This is a genomic window from Streptomyces sp. GC420 (genome assembly GCF_009916105.1).
GTDB lineage: Bacteria > Actinomycetota > Actinomycetes > Streptomycetales > Streptomycetaceae > Streptomyces.
The window spans coordinates 1-22299 of the sequence record NZ_JAAAXQ010000096.1 but is presented as its reverse complement, the minus strand read 5'-3'; the positions used below and the strand labels follow the sequence as shown (position 1 = coordinate 22299).

23 protein-coding genes and 1 pseudogene are annotated in these 22299 nt (G+C 72.5%); 12 read left to right on the top strand and 12 right to left on the bottom strand.

Annotated elements, in window-relative coordinates:
* The 3 genes from GUY61_RS14705 to GUY61_RS14695 all read left to right on the top strand — a co-directional run.
* A partial coding sequence (locus tag GUY61_RS14705; RefSeq protein WP_166630594.1) for a S1C family serine protease occupies positions 1–1378 on the top strand: 1378 nt, incomplete at its 5' end.
* A 90-nt stretch (positions 1379–1468) separates the two neighbouring features.
* Positions 1469–1918: a sec-independent translocase gene (locus GUY61_RS14700; protein ID WP_166630593.1), complete on the top strand. Its 450-nt coding sequence runs from the start codon at positions 1469–1471 to the stop codon at positions 1916–1918.
* A 168-nt stretch (positions 1919–2086) separates the two neighbouring features.
* Complete coding sequence (locus tag GUY61_RS14695; RefSeq protein WP_166630597.1) at positions 2087–2746, top strand: hypothetical protein; 660 nt, start codon at positions 2087–2089, stop codon at positions 2744–2746.
* A gap of 220 nt (positions 2747–2966) precedes the next feature.
* Here GUY61_RS14695 and GUY61_RS14690 read toward each other — a convergent pair whose 3' ends face one another.
* From GUY61_RS14690 to GUY61_RS14680, 3 genes are read right to left on the bottom strand one after another with little or no spacing between them, the layout of a single operon-like run.
* Positions 2967–4124 (bottom strand): Mrp/NBP35 family ATP-binding protein, encoded by a 1158-nt coding sequence (locus GUY61_RS14690; protein ID WP_166630592.1) that lies wholly within the window; start codon positions 4122–4124, stop codon positions 2967–2969.
* Between the two features lie 43 nt (positions 4125–4167).
* On the bottom strand, positions 4168–4767 hold the full coding sequence (locus tag GUY61_RS14685; RefSeq protein WP_166630591.1) for a DUF1003 domain-containing protein: 600 nt from the start codon (positions 4765–4767) through the stop codon (positions 4168–4170).
* Entirely contained in the window at positions 4754–6082 is a 1329-nt protein-coding gene (locus tag GUY61_RS14680) for a magnesium transporter MgtE N-terminal domain-containing protein (protein WP_166630590.1), read from the bottom strand. The genes GUY61_RS14685 and GUY61_RS14680 overlap by 14 nt, the downstream gene beginning before the upstream one ends.
* A gap of 187 nt (positions 6083–6269) precedes the next feature.
* Between GUY61_RS14680 and GUY61_RS14675 the strand changes: the two genes are divergently transcribed.
* Positions 6270–7037 (top strand): hypothetical protein, encoded by a 768-nt coding sequence (locus tag GUY61_RS14675; RefSeq protein WP_166630589.1) that lies wholly within the window; start codon positions 6270–6272, stop codon positions 7035–7037.
* A gap of 73 nt (positions 7038–7110) precedes the next feature.
* Here GUY61_RS14675 and GUY61_RS14670 read toward each other — a convergent pair whose 3' ends face one another.
* Both GUY61_RS14670 and GUY61_RS14665 read right to left on the bottom strand, forming a co-directional pair.
* Positions 7111–7623 (bottom strand): hypothetical protein, encoded by a 513-nt coding sequence (locus GUY61_RS14670; RefSeq protein WP_166630588.1) that lies wholly within the window; start codon positions 7621–7623, stop codon positions 7111–7113.
* A gap of 138 nt (positions 7624–7761) precedes the next feature.
* On the bottom strand, positions 7762–8889 hold the full coding sequence (locus tag GUY61_RS14665; RefSeq protein WP_166630587.1) for a magnesium and cobalt transport protein CorA: 1128 nt from the start codon (positions 8887–8889) through the stop codon (positions 7762–7764).
* A gap of 502 nt (positions 8890–9391) precedes the next feature.
* Here GUY61_RS14665 and GUY61_RS14660 point away from each other — a divergent pair.
* The 4 genes from GUY61_RS14660 to GUY61_RS14645 all read left to right on the top strand — a co-directional run bounded on the left by GUY61_RS14660 (position 9392) and on the right by GUY61_RS14645 (position 12726).
* Positions 9392–9976, top strand: coding sequence for a suppressor of fused domain protein (locus GUY61_RS14660; protein ID WP_166630586.1), 585 nt, complete (start codon positions 9392–9394; stop codon positions 9974–9976).
* 220 nt (positions 9977–10196) lie between these two features.
* Entirely contained in the window at positions 10197–10850 is a 654-nt protein-coding gene (locus GUY61_RS14655; protein ID WP_166630585.1) for a DUF6758 family protein, read from the top strand.
* A 275-nt stretch (positions 10851–11125) separates the two neighbouring features.
* Entirely contained in the window at positions 11126–11986 is an 861-nt protein-coding gene (locus GUY61_RS14650) for a PHP domain-containing protein (RefSeq protein ID WP_166630584.1), read from the top strand.
* Positions 11987–12120: 134 nt separating this feature from the next.
* Positions 12121–12726: a MarC family protein gene (locus tag GUY61_RS14645; RefSeq protein WP_166630583.1), complete on the top strand. Its 606-nt coding sequence runs from the start codon at positions 12121–12123 to the stop codon at positions 12724–12726.
* A gap of 163 nt (positions 12727–12889) precedes the next feature.
* Here the strand turns inward: GUY61_RS14645 and GUY61_RS14640 are convergent, their stop codons facing one another.
* Positions 12890–13045: a hypothetical protein gene (locus GUY61_RS14640; protein WP_166630582.1), complete on the bottom strand. Its 156-nt coding sequence runs from the start codon at positions 13043–13045 to the stop codon at positions 12890–12892.
* A gap of 184 nt (positions 13046–13229) precedes the next feature.
* Between GUY61_RS14640 and GUY61_RS14635 the strand changes: the two genes are divergently transcribed.
* Positions 13230–14159 (top strand): NYN domain-containing protein, encoded by a 930-nt coding sequence (locus GUY61_RS14635; protein WP_166630581.1) that lies wholly within the window; start codon positions 13230–13232, stop codon positions 14157–14159.
* Between the two features lie 95 nt (positions 14160–14254).
* Here the strand turns inward: GUY61_RS14635 and GUY61_RS14630 are convergent, their stop codons facing one another.
* On the bottom strand, positions 14255–15103 hold the full coding sequence (locus GUY61_RS14630) for an alpha/beta fold hydrolase (protein WP_166630580.1): 849 nt from the start codon (positions 15101–15103) through the stop codon (positions 14255–14257).
* A 158-nt stretch (positions 15104–15261) separates the two neighbouring features.
* Positions 15262–17112: a DEAD/DEAH box helicase gene (locus GUY61_RS14625; RefSeq protein ID WP_243766465.1), complete on the bottom strand. Its 1851-nt coding sequence runs from the start codon at positions 17110–17112 to the stop codon at positions 15262–15264.
* Positions 17113–17600: 488 nt separating this feature from the next.
* Here GUY61_RS14625 and GUY61_RS14620 point away from each other — a divergent pair, with 488 nt between their 5' ends.
* The gene (locus tag GUY61_RS14620) at positions 17601–18464 is read left to right on the top strand and encodes a ferritin-like fold-containing protein (protein WP_208105989.1); all 864 of its coding nucleotides are present in this window, start codon (positions 17601–17603) and stop codon (positions 18462–18464) included.
* 43 nt (positions 18465–18507) lie between these two features.
* Here the strand turns inward: GUY61_RS14620 and GUY61_RS14615 are convergent, their stop codons facing one another.
* The 4 genes from GUY61_RS14615 to GUY61_RS14600 form a co-directional block, all read right to left on the bottom strand.
* Positions 18508–18774: a hypothetical protein gene (locus tag GUY61_RS14615; protein ID WP_166630595.1), complete on the bottom strand. Its 267-nt coding sequence runs from the start codon at positions 18772–18774 to the stop codon at positions 18508–18510.
* A 242-nt stretch (positions 18775–19016) separates the two neighbouring features.
* On the bottom strand, positions 19017–19244 hold the full coding sequence (locus GUY61_RS39180) for a DUF3107 domain-containing protein (protein WP_313896665.1): 228 nt from the start codon (positions 19242–19244) through the stop codon (positions 19017–19019).
* Between the two features lie 186 nt (positions 19245–19430).
* Complete coding sequence (locus GUY61_RS14605; protein WP_166630578.1) at positions 19431–20075, bottom strand: TetR/AcrR family transcriptional regulator; 645 nt, start codon at positions 20073–20075, stop codon at positions 19431–19433.
* Positions 20076–20220: 145 nt separating this feature from the next.
* Positions 20221–20454 carry a hypothetical protein gene (locus GUY61_RS14600; RefSeq protein ID WP_166630577.1) on the bottom strand — a complete coding sequence of 78 codons (234 nt, stop codon included), beginning with the start codon at positions 20452–20454 and terminating at the stop codon, positions 20221–20223.
* Positions 20455–20621: 167 nt separating this feature from the next.
* Between GUY61_RS14600 and GUY61_RS14595 the strand changes: the two genes are divergently transcribed.
* Both GUY61_RS14595 and GUY61_RS39175 read left to right on the top strand, forming a co-directional pair.
* On the top strand, positions 20622–21644 hold the full coding sequence (locus GUY61_RS14595; protein WP_166630576.1) for an alpha/beta fold hydrolase: 1023 nt from the start codon (positions 20622–20624) through the stop codon (positions 21642–21644).
* Positions 21645–21802: 158 nt separating this feature from the next.
* A pseudogene (locus tag GUY61_RS39175) lies at positions 21803–22299 on the top strand (hypothetical protein); the annotation flags it as partial.

Here is a 22299-nt window from a genome sequence, read left to right as displayed (position 1 = left end):
CTTATGGAGTCTGCGGCCGGCGATGACGGGGCGTCAGGGTGACGCTGCCCCGGCGCCACCGGTCCAGCGACCCGGCCCCACGCCCGCGCACGGGACGCCCGTGCCCGCGGCCTACGGCGGCGGGCAGGGAACCCTGGGCGGCACCACGGCCCCGCATCCGTACCCCGCGGCCCTGGCCGCCCCCGCGGCCCCGCAGGGCCAGTGGCAGCAGTACGACCCGTGGAGCGCCTCCCTCCCCGCGTCCGGCGAGGCCGCCGCCCCCGTGAAGAAGCAGCGCCGCGGCAGCCTGCTGCTCGGGGCGGTGCTCCTCGCGCTGGTGGCCGGAAGCGTCGGCGGAGGTGTCGGGGCGTACGTCGAGCGGAACGGCGGGATCACGACCGTCGAACTGCCGCAGGCGGGCAAGGAGGCGACGGGCCGGGCCCCGGACAGCGTGGCGGGCATCGCCGCCAGCGCACTGCCCAGCGTGGTCACCCTGCATGTCAGCGGCACCGGCGAGCAGGGCACGGGCACCGGTTTCGTGCTGGACACCTCTGGCCACATCCTCACCAACAACCATGTCGTGGAGCCGGCCGGCGAGAGCGGCGACATAACCGTCACCTTCAGCGGCGGGGAGTCGGCCGAGGCCACCGTCGTCGGGCGTGACTCCGGCTACGACCTCGCCGTGGTGAAGGTCAGCGGGGTCAGGGGCCTCAAGCCCCTGCCGCTCGGCAACTCCGACAACGTGCGGGTCGGCGACCCCGTGGTGGCCATCGGCGCGCCGTTCGACCTCTCCAACACCGTCACCTCCGGGATCATCAGCGCCAAGGAGCGCCCGATCACCGCGGGCGGCGACAGCGGTGACGCCAGCGACATCAGCTACGTCGACGCCCTGCAGACGGACGCGCCCATCAACCCGGGCAACTCCGGCGGCCCGCTCGTCGACTCCAGGGCCCGGGTCATCGGCATCAACAGTGCGATCCGCTCCGCCGGCAGCGGCTCCGAGCTCGACGGCGGCCAGGCCGGCAGCATCGGTCTCGGTTTCGCGATCCCGATCAACCAGGGCAAGCGGGTGGCCGAGGAGCTGATCAACAACGGCAGGGCGACTCACCCTGTGATCGGGGTCACCCTCGACACCGAGTTCGCCGGCGACGGCGCCCGTGTCGGCAGCAGCGGTCAGGACGGCAAGCCCTCCGTCACCCCGGGCGGCCCCGCCGACGAGGCGGGCATCCGGCCCAAGGACGTCATCAAGAAGGTCAACGACCAGTTGGTGCACAGCAACGAGGAGCTGATCGTCAAGATCCGTGCCCACCGCCCGGGCGACAGGCTGCGTCTGACGCTGGAGCGGGACGGCGACGAGCGCACCGTAACGGTCACCCTGGGTTCGTCCGATGGTCGGTGACGTTCATACCGAGCTCATGGACACTGCGGGTACCGTTAATCGGGCGCGGACCCTGCGCGGGACGGTCTTCGGAGCTCAAGGAGCCGCAAGGTGTTCAATGACATAGGTGCTCTCGAGCTGGTGACGCTCGTGATCCTCGCCGTGCTCGTCTTCGGCCCGGACAAGCTGCCCAAGGTCATTCAGGACGTCTCGCGCTTCATCCGCAAGGTCCGGCAGTTCTCCGAGAGTGCCAAGGAGGACATCCGTTCCGAGCTGGGGCCGGAGTTCAAGGACTTCGAGTTCGAGGACCTCAACCCCAAGACGTTCATCCGCAAGCAGCTGGACAACGACGAGCTCGGGCTGAAGGAGATCCGCAACGGCTTCGACATGAAGAAGGAGATGGCGGAGGTCACCGACGCCGTCCACGGCCGGGAGGGTGAATCCGCCACGGGTTCCTCCACCGGCTCCTCGGGCGGTTCCGGCTCCGCGCCCGACCTGCTGAAGAAGCGCGGCGACCTCGATGCGGGCGAGCGCCCGCCCTTCGACTCGGACGCCACCTGACACCGTCCGGACACCGTAATCCCGATTCGTAGGACTGGTGTCGCTATCCTGTGGGGGTTTCGGAGCCAGGACGCCCGCGGGGGGTGGGCCGCTCCGGACCCAGAACGAGGAGGCGGCCGGACGATGGAGACGACGAGTCGGGTGGGGGCGCGCACCGTCGCGCCCGGGATGTCCGGTGCGGAGTCCGGTTCCGGCGGTGCCGCCCCGGAGGACGGCTCCGAGGGGGTCCCCGCGAGACGCCGCGCGGCCGACGGCTATCTGCGGGCCTCCTTCCCCTGGTACGGCCTGGACGCCGCCTTCACCGGGCCGCGCTGGCTGATGCAGGTCGGCACCGGCGCCGACGGGACCGTCGAGCACGGCGCGACCGGCCACGGCGACGAGCCCTCGGTGAAGGTGGAGACCGGGACCGAGGAGCGGGAGCGCTTCGCCGTCGTGGTGACCGTCGCGAGCAACCCCGTCCGCAGGAGCGGCGACGGCACTGGCGTGCTGGAGGCGACCTCGGTGTCCTCCGCGGCCTGGCTCGCCGGCTCTGGGCTGCTGTCCTTCACCTGGCCCTCCCAGCTCGACCACTCGCTGCGCGACGACTGGCTGGACCAGCAGACCGAGACCGCCTGGGAGCTGGCGGACGACCTGGAGGGGCCCGCCTGGTCCCGGCTGTCGCTGCCGGTGGACGGCGTGCCGATGCCGTTCCACTACCGCGAGACGGAGTTCGGCTGGGTGCTGGCCGGGGCGACGCCGGGCGGGATGCCCCTGGGGGCGTACGGGCGCGGGCTGAGCGCGTACGGGCTGGGGTTCGCCGTGATCGAGGACATCCGCACCTACGCCTGAACGTCGAGCGTCAGCGCTGAACGCTTCGCGCAAGCCCGGTACGCCACCCGCAAGACCGGTGATCCGCCGTGGCGCCTGTCACGCCTGTCGCTCCTGTCGCGCCCTTCCGCGTCCGTGCGGGACCCTCCGCCGCGCGGACGGGCCGGGAACGCGGAAGGGGCGGTACGGGATCTCCGTACCGCCCCTTTCCGGGTGCCGCCGCCGTCGGCGCGGCGGCCCCTCAGAACTTGTTGCGCGGCGTGATGCCCAGCGACAGGCCGGCCAGCCCTCGCTGCCGCCCGCCGAGCTTCCCGGCGATCGCCCGCAGCGCGGCGCCCGCGGGTGAGTCCGGGTCGGAGAGCACCACGGGCTTGCCCTCGTCGCCGCCCTCCCGCAGCCGTACGTCGATGGGGATGCCGCCGAGCACGGGCACCTGCGTGCCGGTGGTCCTGGTCAGGCCCTCGGCGACCTTCTGGCCGCCGCCGGTGCCGAAGACGTCGACGATCTCGTCGCAGTGCGGGCAGGGCATGCCCGACATGTTCTCCACCACGCCGACGATCTTCTGGTGCGTCTGCACGGCGATGGACCCGGCGCGCTCGGCGACCTCGGCGGCGGCCTGCTGCGGCGTGGTCACCACCAGGATCTCGGCGTTCGGCACGAGCTGTGCGACGGAGATGGCGATGTCACCGGTCCCCGGCGGCAGGTCGAGCAGCAGCACGTCGAGGTCGCCCCAGTACACGTCCGCGAGGAACTGCTGGAGGGCACGGTGCAGCATGGGGCCGCGCCACACCACCGGCGCGTTGCCCGGGGTGAACATGCCGATCGAGATGACCTTCACGCCGTGCGCGGACGGCGGCATGATCATGTTCTCGACCTGGGTCGGGCTGCCGTCCACACCGAGCATGCGCGGCACACTGTGCCCGTAGATGTCCGCGTCGACGACGCCGACCTTCAGCCCGTCCGCCGCCATCGCGGCCGCCAGGTTGACCGTGACGGACGACTTCCCGACGCCGCCCTTGCCGGAGGCCACCGCGTACACCCGGGTGAGCGAACCCGGCTTGGCGAAGGGCACCTCGCGCTCCGCGGTGCCCCCGCGCAGCGAGGCGGCCAGCTCACGGCGCTGCTCGTCGCTCATGACGTCCAGCGTGACCTCGACCCGGGTGACGCCGGGGACCGCGGAGACCGCGTCCGTCACGCGCTGGGTGATGGTGTCCCTCATGGGACAGCCGGAGACGGTGAGGTAGACGGTGACGGCAACCGCACCGTCAGCACCGATCCGTACGGATTTGACCATGCCGAGTTCCGTGATGGGACGGTTGATCTCGGGGTCGTTCACCGTCGCGAGCGCGGCGCCCACCGCGTCTTCTGTGGGGACGGATTCGTACGTCTCGGTAGCCATACCGACGATGGTACGGCGCCCGGCGCGGCCCCGGGACGGCCCTTCAGCTCCGCGGACGGTCGGATTCGTCACTCCCCCGCGAACCGCCGAGCGAACCACCGAGCGAACCCCCGCGCGAACCGTCCGGCGGGAACAGCCGCCGCTCCTCCATCTCCCTGACCAGGTCCTGGAGCTCGGAGCGGATCCAGTCGCGGGTCGCCACCTCGCCGAGTCCCATCCGCAGGGCCGCGATCTCCCGCGTCAGATACTCCGTGTCGGCGATGGAGCGCTCGTTCTGCTTGCGGTCCTGTTCGAGGTTGACCCGGTCCCGGTCGTCCTGCCGGTTCTGCGCGAGCAGGATCAGCGGGGCCGCGTAGGAGGCCTGGAGCGACAGCATCAGCGTCAGGAAGATGAACGGGTACTCGTCGAAGCGCAGCGCCGGCGGCGCGGAGGTGTTCCACACCACCCACAGCACGATCGCCACCGTCATCCAGACGATGAACCTGCCGGTGCCGAGAAAGCGCGCGATGCTCTCGGAGACCCTGCCGAAGGCCTCCGGGTCGTAGGCGGGCAGCAGACTCCGCCGCCGGGCCAGCGGCTGGTCCAGCCGGATCCGCGGACGCTCCCGCTCGGCCGTCCGCTCGCGCTCGTCAATGGGCGGCATGGTCACCCCCCGGAACCCCAGGGGCGGGAGCGGATGCGGAGGCAGGGCCAGGGGCGGCGGCCGTGTCGGCGGGGAACTCCGTCTCGCGCCAGTCCTCGGGCAGCAGATGGTCGAGCACGTCGTCCACGGTGACCGCGCCGAGCAGCGAGCCGCTGTCGTCCACGACCGGGGCGGCGACCATGTCGTACGCCGCGAAGAAGCTGGTCACGTCGGGCAGCGCGGTCTCCGGGGCGAGCGGCCGCAGATCGGTGTCGACGACCCGGCCGACCAGCGTCGCCGGGGGCTCCCGCAGCAGCCGCTGGAAGTGCACCGTGCCGAGGTACTTGCCGGTCGGCGTCTCCTCCGGGGGCCGGCACACGTACACCTGCGCCGCGAGCGCGGGGGAGAGGTCCTGCTGGCGGACCCGGGCCAGCGCGTCAGCGACCGTCGCGTCCGGGCGCAGCACGATCGGCTCGGTCGTCATCAGCCCGCCCGCCGTGCGCTCCTCGTACGCCAGCAGCCGCCGCACGTCCGCCGCGTCGCGCGGCCGCATCAGCGCCAGCAACCGCTCCTGGTCCTGTTCGGGCAGCTCGGACAGCAGGTCGGCGGCGTCGTCCGGGTCCATCGCCTCCAGTACGTCGGCGGCCCGTTCCTCCTTCAGCTTCCCGAGGATCTCGATCTGGTCGTCCTCCGGCAGCTCCTCCAGCACGTCGGCCAGCCGGTCGTCGTCGAGCGCGCCCGCCACCTCGGCCCGCCGCTTGGGGGAGAGGTGATGCAGCACGTTGGCGAGGTCGGCGGGGCGCAGCTGCTCGAAGGTGGCGAGCAGGCTCTCCGCTCCCTGCGCCTGCTCCTCCAGCGTGAACCCGGTGACCGCCGACCACTCGACGGTCAGCGTCTCCCCGCGGCGGCGCAGCGCGCCGCCCTTGCCCTTGCGGACGAAGACCTTGTCGATCTCCCACTCGCGGCGGGACGGAAGCTGCTGGATCGCCACGTCCAGGACCGTGACCTCCTCGCCCGTCTCGACGAGGGTCACCCGGCGGTCGAGCAGCTCGCCCAGCACGAGCCGTTCCGTGGGCCGCTGTTCGAAGCGCCGCATGTTCACCACGCCGGTCGTGATGACCTGGCCGGACTCGACACCGGTCACGCGGGTCATGGGCAGGAAGATCCGGCGCCTGGTGTGAAGCTCGACGACAAGCCCGAGCAGCCTGGGCGGACGGTTCCCCAGGCGCAGCATCGCCACCAGGTCACGGACTCGCCCGACCTGGTCGCCGTTGGGATCGAAGGCGGCGACACCCGACAGGTGCGAGACGAAGATCCGGGGCGCGCCACCAGCCATGAAACGCGCCTCCTTTGCCGTGAAATGTGGGTCCATCCGAGGGTTCAGGCTAGCCCGTCCCGGTCGGATATGCCCTGGCAGGGCCCCCGTGCGGAAGGGGAGACGGCTCGCTGCGGAGCAGCACGCGGGGCCCGGTACGCTGCCCTCCTGCCGCCGCGTGACCCCGCACGAGAAAGGCCTCACGCCCGTGACCTTCTTTCCTCCGGCCGGTGTCCGCAGAACCGCACTCGCGGGGCTTCTCTGCGCCGGCCTGACGGTGGTGCTCGGCGGGTGCGCCGAGGATCCGGACAAGGGGACCAACGGGGTCGGCAAGCTCTCCGCCGACAAGATCGAGAGCAGAGCCCTCGACGCGGCGAGGAAGGCGGACGCCGTACGCCTGAAGGCCGAGTTCGTCAGCAAGGGCGCCACCTACAGCCTCGACATGCAGCTCACCGAGAACGGCGGCAAGGGGCAGGTCACCAGCAAGGGCAGCAGCTTCAAGCTGCTGCGGATCGGTGAAGAGCTCTACATGCAGGCGGACGCGGCGCTGCTCGCCCACGAGGACGACGACGGCAAGGGTGCCGCGGATCCCGAGCTGACCGAGCAGGCGGTGCGCAAGCTGCACGGCAAGTACGTGAAGGTGCCGTCCGACGACTCGACATACCAGCAGATGCACGACTTCACCAGCAAGGACGTCCTCCTCGACTGGACCCTGTCGCTGGACGGCAAGACCGCCAAGGGCGACCGCAAGAAGGTCAACGGGGTCCGGGTCATCGAGATCACCGGCGACGCGGGCAACGGCGGCACGCTCTCCGTCTCCCTGGAGGGCACCCCGTACCCCCTGCGCCTCGAACGCGCGGGCAACGCGGGCACCGTGGAACTCACCGAGTGGGGCAAGGGCTTCGCCCTGGAGAAGCCCGGCAAGGACGAGGTCGTCGACTACGGCTCGCAGCTCCCGGACACCAACGAGAAGTGACCCGGCAGGCCGACGAGGCCCCGGGCGCCGCAGTCGGCGGCGGCAGACGTGCCCCGGGCGGTCCGTGCCGGGCTCAGCCGCGCTTCTTGCGGCGCAGCAGGAGCTTCGGCAGGGCGGCCGGGGCGGCGTGGCGGGTGGTCGCCGGAGTCGGCAGCGGGGGCGCGGCGAGCGAGCCCTGGGGCGGCTCCGCCGTGACGCCCGTCGGCTCCAGCCGCAGCACCCGGCACTCCCGTGCCCAGCGCTCGGTCATCCGCTCCGCGTCCGGCGCGTTCAGCCGCTTGCCCTTCAGCTCGGCGACGGCCTCCGTCCACGCCTCGGAGCCCGGCTCGAGCTCCACGACCCGCGCCGACCAGCCGACCAGGCGCCCGCCCTTGTCCTTGCTGCGCACGGTGACGCCGGCGGTCGCCCCGTCCGTCAGCCCTTCGGGCAGCGGCTGCTCGCCCGGTCCGTCGCCGACCACGTGGGCGGCGGACCCGTGCCAGACGTGCCACAGCGCCTGCGCGGCCCCCGTGCCCCGGACCCAGATGAGGCCGGACTTCTTGGTGGCCTCCTCGACGAGGGCGCGGGCGAGGGGTGTCTGTGTCATGGGCACAGCCTAGGGCGTGTTTCGAAAGCAGCGTCGTCCGCCCGCAGGGCTTCCCCAGGCAGGCGGGACTTTCGAAACACGCCCCAGCCGGCGGGCCGGGGCGCCGTGGGGCCCCGCCGGGCGGGGCCGGGGGAGCGCTCAGAGCCAGCCGTTGCGCTTGAGCGAGCGGTGGATGGCGAAGCAGGTGACCAGGATCACGCCGAGCACGAGAGGGTATCCGTACTTCCAGCCCAGCTCCGGCATGTGCTCGAAGTTCATGCCGTACACCCCGCACACCGCCGTCGGCACGGCGATGATGGCCGCCCAGGACGTGATCTTGCGCATGTCCTCGTTCTGCGCCACCGCCGCCTGCGCGAGGTTGGCCTGGAGGATCGAGTTGAGCAGCTCGTCGAAGCCGGTGACCTGCTCGTGCACCCGGGCCAGGTGGTCGGCGACGTCCCGGAAGTACTTCTGGATGTCCGGGTCGACCAGCCGCATCGGCCGCTCGCTGAGCAGCTGCAGCGGCCGCAGCATCGGGGCGACGGCCCGCTTGAACTCCAGCACTTCGCGCTTGAGTTGGTAGATGCGGCCCGCGTCGGTGCCGCGCGGGCTGCCCTTGGCCGGTGCGGAGAAGACGTCGATCTCGACCTCGTCGATGTCGTCCTGCACGGCGTCGGCGACCGCAAGGTAGCCGTCCACGACGTGGTCGGCGAGGGCGTGCAGCACCGCGGAGGGTCCCTTGGCGAGCAGGTCGGGGTCCTCCTGGAGCCGGTGGCGCAGGGCGCGCAGCGAGCCCTTCCCGCCGTGCCGGACGGTGATGACGAAGTTCTGGCCGGTGAAGCACATCACCTCGCCGGTCTCCACGACCTCGCTGGTGGCGGTGAGTTCGGCGTGCTCCACGTAGTGGATGGTCTTGAAGACGGTGAACAGCGTGTCGTCGTAACGCTCCAGCTTCGGCCGCTGGTGGGCGTGCACGGCGTCCTCGACGGCCAGCGGGTGCAGCCCGAACTCCTTGGCGATACCGGCGAATTCCTCCTCGGTCGGCTCGTGCAGGCCGATCCAGGCGAAATCGCCCTCGCCGCGCACGCGGAGCATCGCCTCGTGCGGGGTCAGGCAGTCGGTCCGGTCCAGGCGCCGGCCCTGGCGGTAGACGGCGCAGTCCACGACGGCGCTGCTGGCCGACGCGTCGCGAGTGGAGTCGTAATCGGCGTACGGGGCCGGTCCCTTGCGCAGCGAGGGGCGCAGTGAGGGACGAACGGCTGCGCGCAGGTCACGGATCATCGACATGGCGTCCTCCTTCGCGGCAAAGGCCGCCGCCCGGCGCGTGGCACTGCCCGGAATGAGGACGTTCACGCCGCGCGGGGCGGACTCGTCCTTACAGCGGGCGGCACCGCTGCGTCGCGGTGACGGCATTCGCTACAGATGCGGATCGAGCATTGAGCAAGGACTTCAAGTGCTCTTCCGTCGCGCGACACGAATCCGCGGAAAAACCTTGCCCCGGCGATGTTTTGCCGTGGGTCAAGCGGGTACGGAAGCCCTCAGATCACGAGGGGCGCCCGGGACGGGCGGCGTCGGGAAGAGCTGTTGGTACTGCACGGTCGACTTCGATCCATTGCAGCCCCACCTCCTCCGGCCGGTCCCCCTAGGGAGCGCGTCAGGTCCGGGCCGAGCGCGACGCCTCTTCGGCGTGGTCTCTGTTGTGCTGCCCTGACCAGCGGCCAAGACTATCAGCCGACCGAAGTGTCAAGTCGCCACTTTGCCCGTTGCATACGAGTTCTATGCTCACGGGATGGTCGATGTTCTTGCGCTTGTCGAGGCCAGGCTGCGTTCGGCGCTGGGCGAACCCGATGCCCGGGCGGCGGTGACCTTCCTGGGTACGGACCGGATCGAAGTCCTGCGTTTCGCCGAGGACGACGTCGTCCGCTACGCCACGCTCGGCATGTCCGCGCAGCCCATGGCGGACCCCACGGCGGTCCTGGCCGACCCGGTGCGCGGGCCGCGCGCCGAACTGGTCCTCTCGGTGCGGGCGGGGCGCGCCGACACCGACAAGGTGCTCCGCCCCCTCGCCGTGCTCGCCGCCTCCCCGCAGGTGGAGGGGCTGGTCGTGGCCCCCGGCGCCTCGCTCGACCTCGGTGAACCGCTGTGGCCCGGGGCACGGTTCACCTCCGTACTGGTGGCGGAGCCCGGCGGACTCGTGGAGGACCTGGAGCTCGGTGAGCCGATGGAGCCCGTGCGGTTCCTGCCGCTGCTGCCGATGACGTCCAACGAGGCGGCTTGGAAGCGTGTGCACGGCGCGGGCGCCCTCCAGGAGCGCTGGCTGAAGCACGGCACGGACCTGCGGGACCCGCTGCGCGGGCCGGTCGTGCTGGACTGACGGCCGTTTGCGGGGCCGCTCGCGCGGCGGGCGGCGCGCCGGACAGGGGGGCGCGAAGCGCCCGCGCGCCGGCCCGTCCGGAACGGAGGCAGACCGGGAGAAAAGGTGTGGGCGGGTCCTCCGGGTTCCCGGCGCACGTTCCCGCGGATCCGGCCCGGCGGCCCTCCGGACGGGTGATCGTCCTTGACGCGGAGGCGGCCGGGTAGGACCGTTGGGCCCTATGAGGGGCGAACCCAGTTGCCCGAAGTGCGGTGGCCGGGTCAGGGCGCCCGGTCTCTTTGCCGACTCCTGGCAGTGCGATGTGCACGGCACGGTGCACCCGCTGCAGCCGGTGATCCCGCCGAGCGTGGAAGCGCTCGGTGTGGTGGCGCACCGTGCCGAGGTCCCGGTGTGGATGCCCTGGCCGCTGCCCGTCGGCTGGCTGTTCACCGGCGTGGCGTGCGCGGGTGACGACCGCAGCGGCGGCCGTGCCACCGCCGTCGCCTGTTCGGGTCCCGGCCCGCTCGGCGGCATGGGCGAGATGCTGCTCGTGGCGGAGGAGCTGGGGGTGGGGCTCGGCGCCCGTTACGCCGGCATCGACGGCCCCGATCCCGGCCCGTACCTGAACGTCGACAAGCCACCGCAGGCGAAGGTCATCGCGGCGGGCCGCCCCACACCGCTCTGGCACGTGTCCGGAACCCCGGAGGACCGCGCGGTCTTCGCGGGCGAGGCGCGCGGACTGTGGCTGTGGGCGATCGTCTGGCCGGAGTCCTCGAGCCTGCTCATGTACGACGAACTGGTCCTGACGGACCTGCGCGAGGCCGGTGCGGAACTCGAACTGCTGCCCTGCGGAGCGCTGTCGCCGCGCATCCTGGCGTCCCCCGGGCACACCTGACGGATCGCCCGGCCCGCTGCGGTGCTCCGGCCCGGCGGGCGGGTGGCGCCGTGGCCCGGGAGCGCCTCCCGCCGGGCAGGCCGGTCCGCAGCGGCCCGCCGGGTCTCCCGGTCCGGGGAGGGCGGTGCCGGGCCGCACCGGCGGAGGCACGGGCTTCGTGACCGGTCCGTGGAGCGCGGGCCCCGCCGGGGAAGCGCCCGCGAGCCGGGGCGTGGCGGCGGGCGGTTATCCTTGAGCGGTCCCGTCGTCCCCCATGCCTCCTGGAGCCGTGTGCCGTGCGCATCGACCTGCACACCCACTCCACGGCCTCGGACGGCACGGACACTCCCGCCGAGCTGGTGCGCAACGCGGCCGCCCGCGGGCTCGACGTCGTGGCGCTCACCGACCACGACACCACCCGCGGCCACGCGGAGGCGATCGCGGCGCTGCCGGACGGCCTCACCCTCGTCACCGGCGCCGAACTGTCCTGCCGGCTCGACGGGGTGCCGCTGCACATGCTGGCGTACCTCTTCGACCCGGAGGAGCCGGACCTGCTGAGCGAGCGCGAGCTCGTCCGCGACGACCGGGTGCCGCGCGCGAAGGCGATGGTCGGCAAGCTGCGGGAGCTGGGCGTCCCGGTCACCTGGGAGCAGGTCGCCCGGATCGCCGGCGGCGGTTCGGTCGGGCGCCCGCACATCGCCACGGCCATGATGGAGGCCGGTGTCGTCGGGAGCGTGGACGAGGCTTTCGCCTCCGGCTGGCTGTCCGACGGCGGCCGCGCGTTCGTCGCGAAGCACGAGAGCGACCCCTTCGAAGCGATCCGGCTCGTCAAGGCGGCGGGCGGGGTGACCGTCTTCGCCCATCCGGCAGCCGTCAAGCGCGGCCGTACCGTCCCGGAGAGCGCCATCGCGGAACTCGCCGCGGCCGGGCTCGACGGTATCGAGGTCGACCACATGGACCACGACGAGGCGACGCGCGCCAGGCTGCGCGGCCTCGCCGGGGAACTGGGCCTGCTGGCCACCGGCTCCAGCGACTACCACGGCAGCCGCAAGACCTGCTCGCTCGGCGAGTTCACCACCGACCCGGAGGTCTACGGCGAGATCACCCGCCGGGCCACGGGCGCCTTCCCGGTGCCCGGCACGGGCGGAAGCCGCTGACAGGCGGCCCCCCACCTCTTCTCGTCTCCGTCCGCGCGGCCCGTCCGCGACGTACGCCCCTTTCCGCACGCCCGTACACCTGTACGGCCGTGTGGCCCCGTTCCCGTGCACCACCTCCGGCAAGGCCATCAACCGTGTTCGACGCAGCTGTCTTCGGCTCTCTCTTCGTGACCCTCTTCGTCATCATGGATCCCCCCGGGATCACCCCCATCTTTCTCGCCCTGACCGCCGGCCGGCCGGTCAGGACCCAGCGCCGGATGGCCCTCCAGGCCGTGGCCGTGGCGTTCGGCGTGATCGCCGTCTTCGGGCTGCTGGGGCAGCAGATCCTCGGCTACCTGCATGTCTCCGTGCCCGCCCTGATGATCGCGGGCGGACTGCTGCTGCTCCTGATCGCGCTCGACCTCCTCACCGGGAAGAACGACGAGCCGACGCAGACCAAGGACGTCAACGTGGCCCTGGTGCCGCTCGGGATGCCGCTGCTCGCCGGGCCCGGGGCGATCGTCTCGGTGATCCTGGCTGTGCAGCACGCGGAGGGGTTCGGCGGCCGGGTGTCCGTCTGGTCGGCGATCGTCGCCATGCACGTCGTGCTGTGGCTGGTCATGCGCTACTCGCTGGTGATCATCCGCGTGATCAGGGACGGCGGCGTGGTGCTGGTGACCCGGCTCGCGGGCATGATGCTGTCCGCGATCGCGGTCCAGCAGATCATCAACGGCGTCACGCAGGTCGTCCGCGGCGCGTAGGTCCTCCGCGGCGCATGGGCGTCCGCGACGCGGACGGGGAGGCCCGATGGGACCGGGACGGTCGCCAGGGTTGGTCCGGGGCGTCGGCGGGGAACGCGAAGAGCCCTCCGCGGGTGTGTGCGGAGGGCTCCCGAACCGGGTGGGCCGTGCTGGGCCGAAAGGGTTATGAGGCCTGGATGTCGGCGGCGGGGCGGATGTAGATGCGCTGGCCGCAAGCGGCGGCCTGCTGCACGATCCGGTTGACGGAGGCGGCGTCCACGACGGTGCTGTCCACGGCGGTGCCGTCGATGTCGTCGAGACGCATGATTTCGAAGCGCATGTGGCTTCCCTTCGTCGGTGGTGATCCTCCTGGAGGAGAACTGGGCGGCACGTTGCCGTAGGTGTTAACGGCTTTACCCATGCAATCATTCCCTACGCTAAAGAAAATTTTCACCACGCTAACTACTCGTTGGTAGGTCCCTCGCTTGTGTTCGCCGTGTTACGGCCCGGACAATGAGTCCCGTATGAACGATGTCCCCGCTCCGGCGCATTCGCTCGCCGGGCTCACCGCGCGGCTCGACCGCACCAACGAACTGCTCGGGCGGATGCTCGCGGAGGTCGCCAAGACCCCGTCGACGCACGCGATCTTCGTCGACGCGGGGTACGTCTACGCCTCCGCCGGGCGGCTCGTCGCCGGAACGGAGGACCGCCGCTCCTTCGACCTCGACGCCGAAGGGCTGATCGAGGCCCTGATCGACAAGGCCCGTACGATCTTCGCGGACAGCAGGCTGCTGCGCGTCTACTGGTACGACGGGGCCCGGCGCCGCATCCACACGCCCGAGCAGCAGTTCATCGCCGAGCTGCCCGACGTCAAGGTCAGGCTCGGCAACCTCAACGCCAACAACCAGCAGAAGGGCGTCGACTCCCTGATCCGCACGGACCTGGAGTCCCTGGCCCGCCACCGGGCGATCAGCGACGCGGCCCTCATCGGCGGCGACGAGGACCTGGTCTCGGCCGTGGAGGCCGCCCAGGGGTACGGGGCGCGGGTCCACCTCTGGGGCATCGAGGCCGCGGACGGGCGCAGCAACCAGGCGGAACCGCTGCTCTGGGAGGTCGACAGCCGCCGCACCTTCGACCTGGAGTTCTGCAAGCCCTACGTCACCCGGCGTGCCGTCGCGCACGAGCCCTCCCCGGACGCCTCGGCCGCCGTGACCAGGCCGCTGCGCGACGAGGTGCGGTTCGTGGGGGCGCGGATCGCGGCGACCTGGCTCGGCGAACGCGGCAGGGACGCCCTGGCCGAACTGCTGCCCGGCCACCCCTATCTGCCCGGGGCCGTCGACCAGGAACTCCTGATCGAGGCGGAGGGCCTGCTGCAGTACTCGCTGCGCGGCCAGGCCGATCTCCGCAGGGCACTGCGGGACGGCTTCTGGGAGCACCTGCGGGCCCAGTACTGAGGGCCACGGATCACTGTCCGGCGCGGCGGGCCACGGGCCGGTGCCGCACGCTTCGGGGCCGGCCGGCCGGCCGGTTCCGGGGCCGGTCAGTGCTGTCAGTACTGGGCGAAGAAGGCGATCAGGGCCTTCGCGGTGATCTCCGGCCGGTCGGTCGCGGGGGAGTGGTCGGCGCCCTCGACGACGGTCCGGTGCGCCGCGAGCCGCTCCGCCATGGCGTCCAGGAGCGGCACCGGCCAGGCGTCGTCCGTGACTCCGGACACGACATGGACGGGGAGGCGGGTCGCCGCGAGTTCGCCGACCCGGTCAGGCTCGGTCATCAGCTGCCGCGCGGCGGCCGTGAGCTGCGACGGATTGTGCAGCAGCCAGCGCGCCCGCAGCTCCTCGCCGTTCGGCGCCGGGGCCTCCTGTGCGGCGTCCATGGCCGACATGACGGTCCAGATCTCGCTCATCGTCATGGCGGGCAGCGCGTCGAGGAGCAGCTGCGTACGGGCCTGCTGCGACGGGGAGATCTCGGCGGGACCGGAGGACATGAGCGTCAGCGTGCGGAACGGGGCCCGGTCGAGGAGCACCGCAGCGCGTGAGACCTGTCCGCCGAACGAGTGGCCGACGAGGTGCGCCGGGCCGCCGCCCAGTGCCGCCGCCTGCGCGAGGACGTCACGGGCCAGCGCCTCCTGGCTGTACGCGGACTCGTCGTCGGGCCCCCGCGACTCGTACTGCCCCCGCCCGTCGACCGCGACGGCCCGGTGGCCGGCGGCGGCCAGCGGCGCCAGCACCTCGATGAAGTCCTCCTTGCTGCCGGTGTACCCGGGCACCAGGAGAACCGGGGGCCTGATGATCGACCCGGGACCGGGCTCCGCGTCGAGCACGGCGAACTCACCGCGCTCCGTGCGCAGTTGATATGCCCTGACCCCGGGCGGCGGCGTGAACGACCTCGGCCTGCTCATGCCCAAGAGGCTAACCGGCCGGCGCCTCGCGGACACGGCCCGCTCCCGTCCTCGGCGGCCCCCGCCCCTCCGGCGGCACCGCTGAGGCCGTTCCGGCGACAGGGAAAGGCGGCGGCCCGGCTCCCGTGGGGGAGCCGGGCCGTCCGCGCGGTCGGTGGTCAGGCCTCGCTCTGCTCCGGGGCCGCGCCCGCCGCGGCGCGGGTACGGCGGCGGCGCGGCTTCGCCGGGGCATCCTCGGCACCGGCATCGGTGACCGCTGCCGTGGCCGGAGCGGCCGTGGCGGCCGTCCGGGTGCGGCGGCGGGGCTTCGCCGGGGCCTCGGCGTCCGCGGCGGCCTCGGCCGCCACGGTGGTGTCCGCGGCGACGGCCTTGGTGGTGCGGCGGCGCGGCTTCGTCGCGGGGGCGGCTTCCGCCGTCGCCACGGCGGCTTCCGCGGACTGGCCCGCGCGGGTGCGGCGACGGCGCGTCCTGGCGGCGGGAGCCTCCTCGGCGGCCGCTTCCGCGGCCTCCGGCGCCTGCGTGCCCTCGGCGGTCGCCACGGCCTCGACCGCTGCCGCGTCCGCGGCCGTGGCGCCGGCGCGGGTACGGCGGCGGCGCGGCTTCGCCGGAGCGTCCTCGGCACCGCCATCGGCGATCGCCGACGGAGCCGCCGCGGGGGTGTCCTGCGTGGCCGCGGCCTCGGTTCCGGCGGGGGCGTCGAGCGGGGCGCCGGCGCGGGTGCGGCGACGGCGGCGCGGGGTGCGCGCGGGGCGCTCCTCGCGCGCCTCACGGGAGTCGCGGGAGTCGCGGTCCCGCTTCGGCCCGCGCCCGCCCCGGCCGGTCTCGCCCAGGTCCTCCAGCTCCTCCGCGCCGAGGCCGGCCCTGGTGCGCTCGGCACGGGGCAGGATGCCCTTCGTGCCGGCGGGAATGCCGAGGTCCTCGTAGAGGTGCGGAGAGGTCGAGTACGTCTCGGCCGGGTCGGGGAAGTTCAGGTCCAGCGCCTTGTTGATCAGCTGCCAGCGGGGGATGTCGTCCCAGTCCACCAGCGTGATCGCCGTACCCGACGCGCCGGCCCGGCCGGTGCGGCCGATGCGGTGGAGGTACGTCTTCTCGTCCTCCGGCGTCTGGTAGTTGATGACGTGCGTGACACCTTCGACGTCGATGCCGCGCGCCGCCACGTCCGTGCAGACCAGCACGTCGACCTTGCCGTTGCGGAACGCCCGAAGCGCCTGCTCGCGCGCGCCCTGGCCGAGGTCGCCGTGGACGGCGCCGGAGGCGAAGCCGCGGCGTTCCAGTTGCTCGGCGATGTCGGCGGCCGTGCGCTTCGTACGGCAGAAGATCATCGCGAGCCCGCGGCCGTCGGCCTGCAGGATGCGCGAGACGAGCTCCGGCTTGTCCAGGGAGTGAGCGCGGTAGACGAACTGCGCGGTGTTGGCCACGGTCGCGCCCTCGTCGTCCGGCGCGGTGGCGCGGATGTGCGTGGGCTGCGACATGTACCGGCGGGCGAGGCCGATGACCGCGCCCGGCATGGTCGCCGAGAACAGCATCGTCTGACGCCGGGGCGGCAGCATGTTGATGATCTTCTCGACGTCGGGGAGGAAGCCGAGGTCGAGCATCTCGTCGGCCTCGTCGAGGACGAGCGCCCTGATCTTGGAGAGGTTGAGCTTCTTCTGCCCCGCCAGGTCGAGCAGCCGGCCCGGGGTGCCGACGATGACGTCGACGCCCTTCTTCAGCGCTTCCACCTGCGGCTCGTAGGCCCGGCCGCCGTAGATCGCGAGGACCCGCACATTGCGGACCTTGCCGGCCGTCAGCAGGTCGTTGGTGACCTGCGTGCACAGCTCGCGCGTGGGGACGACGACCAGCGCCTGCGGCGCCTCGGTGAGGTCCTCGGGAACGGCGCGGCCGGCCTCGACGTCGGCGGGGACGGTGACGCGCTCCAGGAGCGGGAGACCGAACCCCAGCGTCTTGCCGGTGCCGGTCTTGGCCTGTCCGATGACGTCCGAGCCGGAGAGGGCGACGGGAAGGGTCATCTCCTGGATGGGGAAGGGACTGATGATGCCGACGGCCTCGAGGGCTTCGGCGGTCTCGGGAAGGATTCCGAGATCTCTGAACGTGGTAGTCAGGGTGCTGCCTCTTCTGTGAGACGCGGCGAGAGGCGAACGATGGGGGTCGTACCGTGCCGGATCGTGCCCGGTAGCTGAGGTACTGAGGCAGGCCGTGGATTGGCCGGATGGCGCGGGACCACTGCCTTCGCTCGAGCGCTCGCACCGCTGAGGGCCCCTCGCGAAGTGCGCGAGGGCTGTCGGGTCGGAGCCGATCGGGCCACCGACCGGGCATCCTCATTCACATTCACGCCTGCTGAGCGGACCGGGTGCTCGACCCGGCTTCTACTCGGCAGGCGCCTTTACCACTCTACCCCGGATTCGCGCATGTGTGTCGGGCGAATTTGCCGGGACGGTGGGGCGGCCGTGTTTGACCAGGGACTTCCACCTGGTCAAGAGCGGGCTATTGTGCGCTCATGGAGACGCCTGACAACGCCGAAACCGTCGAGGAAGCCGCCGGCAGGGAAGCCGGCAAGGACGCCGGGAAGGCCGGTGGCGGGACGGGGGCCACGACTGGTTCCAAGGCCGCCGCCAAGACCACGGCCAAGGCCGCGGGCGGGCCCGCCGACGAGGTGCGCGAGCCCACCGGGATCGCCGCGCAGAACTGGGCAGGGGCCTCCGCCGACCCGCACTACCGGGCCGCGGTGGTCGACCTGCTCGGAGTCCTCGCGTACGGCGAACTGGCCGCCTTCGAGCGGCTCGCGGAGGACGCCAAGATGGCGCCCACCATCACCGACAAGGCGGAGCTCGCGAAGATGGCCTCCGCGGAGTTCCACCACTTCGAGCGGCTGCGCGACCGGCTCGCCGAGGTCGACGAGGACCCCGCGGCCGCCATGGAGCCCTTCGCGGCGGCTCTGGACGGCTTCCACCGTCAGACCGCTCCGTCCGACTGGCTCGAGGGCCTGGTCAAGGCGTATGTCGGTGACTCGATCGCCAGCGACTTCTACCGCGAGGTGGCGGTGCGCCTGGACTCCGACACCCGCACCCTCGTGCTGGCCGTCCTCGACGACACCGGGCACGCCGAGTTCGCCGTGGAGAAGGTGCGGGCCGCGATCGCGGCCGATCCGCGGGTCGGCGGACGGCTGGCGCTGTGGGCGCGGCGGCTGATGGGCGAGGCGCTCTCGCAGGCGCAGCGGGTGGTCGCGGACCGGGACGCGCTCAGCACCATGCTGGTGGGCGGCGTCGCGGACGGCTTCGACCTCGCGGAGGTCGGGCGGATGTTCTCGCGCATCACCGAGGCGCACACCAAGCGGATGGCCGCGCTGGGGCTGGCGGCCTGACCCACGCCGGGGGGCCGCTGCGCCGCGGCCGGGTGCCGCCGGGTCAGGCCGTGGCCGACCGGCGGACCCTGCGGGCCGGACGGATCAGCAGTGAGAGCAGCGCCGCGGCCACGGCCAGGGCTCCCACGAGCGTGGCCGCCAGATGGCCGGGTCCGAGGGCCGAGTGGGTGACGAAGGCGCCGAACAGCGCACCGACCGTGCCGGTGGCGAGCACCACGCGGCGGCCGGGCAGCCGGGTCGGGAGGAGCCGGAGCGCGCCCAGCGCGAGGGCGAGGCCAAGGGCCGTGGATCCCAGCACTTCCCAGACCATGGGGCTCATGTGTCTCCCTCTCGCGCGGCGGCCGTCGGCCTCGTGGGCTCATCGGTTGTCGGACGGTCGTAGCCGGTCTACCCCGGCGATCCGGAGGACAACCCTCCCCGGGAACCCGGTGCGCACCCCTCGGGCGGACCGGCCCGGGGACCGCGCCGACAGGGCCGGGGAAACCCGGAAACACCCGGAAACACACGGACGGCCCGGTGCGAAGTGCACCGGGCCGTCCGTGTTCGTGTCGTTCAGAGCGCTCCGAAGCCGACCTTGCGGACCGCGGGTTCGCCGATCTCCACATATGCCACGCGGTCGGCGGGGACGAGCACCTTGCGCCCGTGCTCGTCCGTCAGGCTGAGCAGCTGCGCCTTGCCGGCGAGCGCGTCGGCCACGAGCCGCTCGACCTCCTCGGCGCTCTGCTCGCTCTCCAGAACGATCTCGCGGGGCGCGTGCTGCACGCCGATCTTGACCTCCACGGCTATGTCCCTCCGACGGTCGGTGTGAGGTGCGCGGACAGCCGCGCCGTACGTCCACACATTAGCCCGGTCAGCGGACGATCAAGCCGTGCACCGGGCACGCCGGGAGCGAACAAGCGCGAGACCCCCGCACGGCCCAGCGGCCGGCGCGGGCGCCGCACCGGCCAGTGGCGGGCGTCGCGCGGGTCAGTGGTGGGCGTCGGTCCCGTGCAGCGGGAAGCCGGCGATGCCGCGCCAGGCCAGCGAGGTCAGCAGCTGCACCGCCGTGTCGCGCGGCATCGAGCTGCCGCTGGAGAGCCAGTAGCGGGCCACGACCTGGGAGACCCCGCCGAGGCCCACGGCGAGGAGCATCGACTCCTCCTGGGACAGCCCGGTGTCCTCGGCGATCACCTCGGAGATCGCCTCGGCGCACTGCAGGCTGACCCGGTCCACGCGCTCGCGCACCGCGGGCTCGTTGGTCAGGTCGGACTCGAAGACCAGCCGGAAGGCGCCGCCCTCGTCCTCGACGTACGCGAAGTAGGCGTCCATCGTGGCCGCCACGCGCTGCTTGTTGTCCGTGGTGGAGGCGAGGGCCGTACGGACCGCCTGCAGGAGCGATTCGCAGTGCTGGTCGAGCAGCGCGAGATACAGGTCGAGCTTGCCCGGGAAGTGCTGGTACAGCACCGGCTTGCTGACCCCGGCGCGCTCGGCGATGTCGTCCATCGCGGCGGAGTGGTAGCCCTGGGCGACGAACACTTCCTGGGCGGCTCCCAGGAGCTGATTGCGCCGGGCTCGGCGTGGCAGTCGAGTGCCCCGCGGACGTGCCGCCTCTGTCTGCTCGATGGCTGTCACGCCGCCTCCCAAGATCGTTCCGTATGCGGGTGTGCGCCGCGCGGACATCGTACTTTTCGGTAACCGTGGTGTGCGCGGTGCAGCCGGAGAATTTCACGCATCGGACACTCCGGAAGTTCGCCATAAGCTCACAAAATGGACCAGGTCACCGATAGTCGTCCTCGTCGAGTTCGACCACGCGGGCCTGCTCGGCGGCATCGGCGGCGTTCGCGCTCGCGGGGTCGATGCCGCTCAGTGGGTCGTCCTGGCCGCGCCGCCACTCGGCGTGCTGCTCGGCCGCGTCCGCGTCGGGGGTCTCCTCGTCCCGTTCCACGAGTTCCTCGTCGATGGCCGCGCCCTCGTTCTCGAACGTTTCCGGATCCGTCGGATCAATGGACATGTGGCTCCCCTTCCAGGGCGAGCGCCCTCACACCCGAGCGTAGGAGTTGTCGTTTCCGGGCGCTACGCGGTCTCGTCACCGTTCTGGGCGGGATCATGCGCAAGCCGCTCACACCTTGTGAGTGCGAACACATGATCCGCGACGTGATCGTCTCGTAACATTGGTCCATGTCTTCGACCGAAGTGCCGGGCGCCGTCGCCGCGGCGTCCGCTCCGCTGCCGAAAGTGGGCGCGGTCCGGGTCGCCGAGGGCGAGAGGCTGCGCTCCGTCTCCCTCCCGGGTCTGACGCTGACGGTCCGCTCCAGGCCCCCGGCGCTTCCCGGACTGCCGCCCGCGCTGTTCGTGCACGGGCTCGGCGGCTCCTCGCAGAACTGGTCGGCGCTGATGCCGCACCTCGATGACGTGGTCCACGCGGAGGCCGTCGACCTCCCCGGCTTCGGCGACTCCCCGCCGCCGGACGACGGCAATTACTCCATCACGGGACATGCCCGGGCCGTGATCCGCCTGCTGGACTCCGGCGGCCGGGGCCCGGTCCACCTCTTCGGCAACTCCATGGGCGGCGCCGTCGCCACCAGGGTCGCCGCCGTCCGCCCGGATCTGGTGCGCACCCTGACGCTGGTCTCGCCGGCGCTCCCGGAGCTGCGGATTCAGCGCAACGCCGTCCCCACCGCGCTGCTCGCGGTGCCCGGCATCGCCTCGCTGTTCGGGCACCTCAGCAGGGACTGGACCGCCGAACGGCGTACCCGCGGGGTGATGGCGCTCTGCTACGGGGATCCCGCACAGGTGTCCCCCGAGGCCTTCCGGGCGGCGGTGGAGGAGATGGAACGGCGGCTCGCCCTGCCGTACTTCTGGGACGCGATGGTGCGCTCGGCGCGGGGTATCGTCGACGCCTACACGCTGGGCGGCCAGCACGGACTGTGGCGACAGGCGGAGAGGGTGCTCGCGCCCACGCTGCTGGTGTACGGAGGCCGGGACCAACTCGTCTCCTACCGGATGGCGCGGCGGGCGGCGGCGGCCTACCGCGACGCGCGATTGCTCAGCCTGCCTGACGCGGGGCACGTCGCGATGATGGAATACCCGGGAGCGGTGGCCCGAGCCTTCCGCGAACTGCTCGACCACCACGCTCCGTTCGACGGCAGCGACGAAGACGACAGCGACGACGACGGCAACAACGACACGGCTGGGAGCTGAGACGCAGCGTGGGACGCCATAGCCGAAAGGGCCCCCGCCGCCGACCCGAGGACTCCCCGACGGCCACACCGGCCCCGGGGGCGTACGTCACTCCGGAGGCCACCGGCCCCGGCGGCCCACGGGCCGCCACCGGGTCGGGCACGGGGCCGATCCCCCGCGTGTCGCCCCACGCGGCCCCGTTCGCGGACGGTACGCCCGCGCACGGCGTGCCGCGCTTCCCCGACGGCACCCCGGCTCATGGTGTGCCGCGCTTCCCCGACGGCACCCCGGCTCATGGTGTGCCGCGCTTCCCCGACGGCACGCCCGCGCACGACGCCCACCGTTTTCCCGACGGCACCCCGGCCCGCGGGGTGCCGCGTTTCCCTGCCCAGGGGCCGGGCGGCGGTCCGGGTCCTGGTACGGGTGCGATTCCGCGGGTCGCGGCGGACGGCACGCCCGCGCGTGGCGTGCCGCGTTTCCCGGACGGGACGCCCGCGCACGGCGTGCCGCGGGTGGGGCGGCCCGTGGCCGGCGGCGGTCCTGGTACGGGGCCGGTTCCGCGGGTCGCGGCGGACGGTACGCCCGCGCACGGCGTGCCGCGTTTCCCGGAGGGCGCCGCCGCGCGCACCGGGGCGGGAGCGTCCGTGCGGGGCGGGCACCCCGAGCAGTGGGAGGC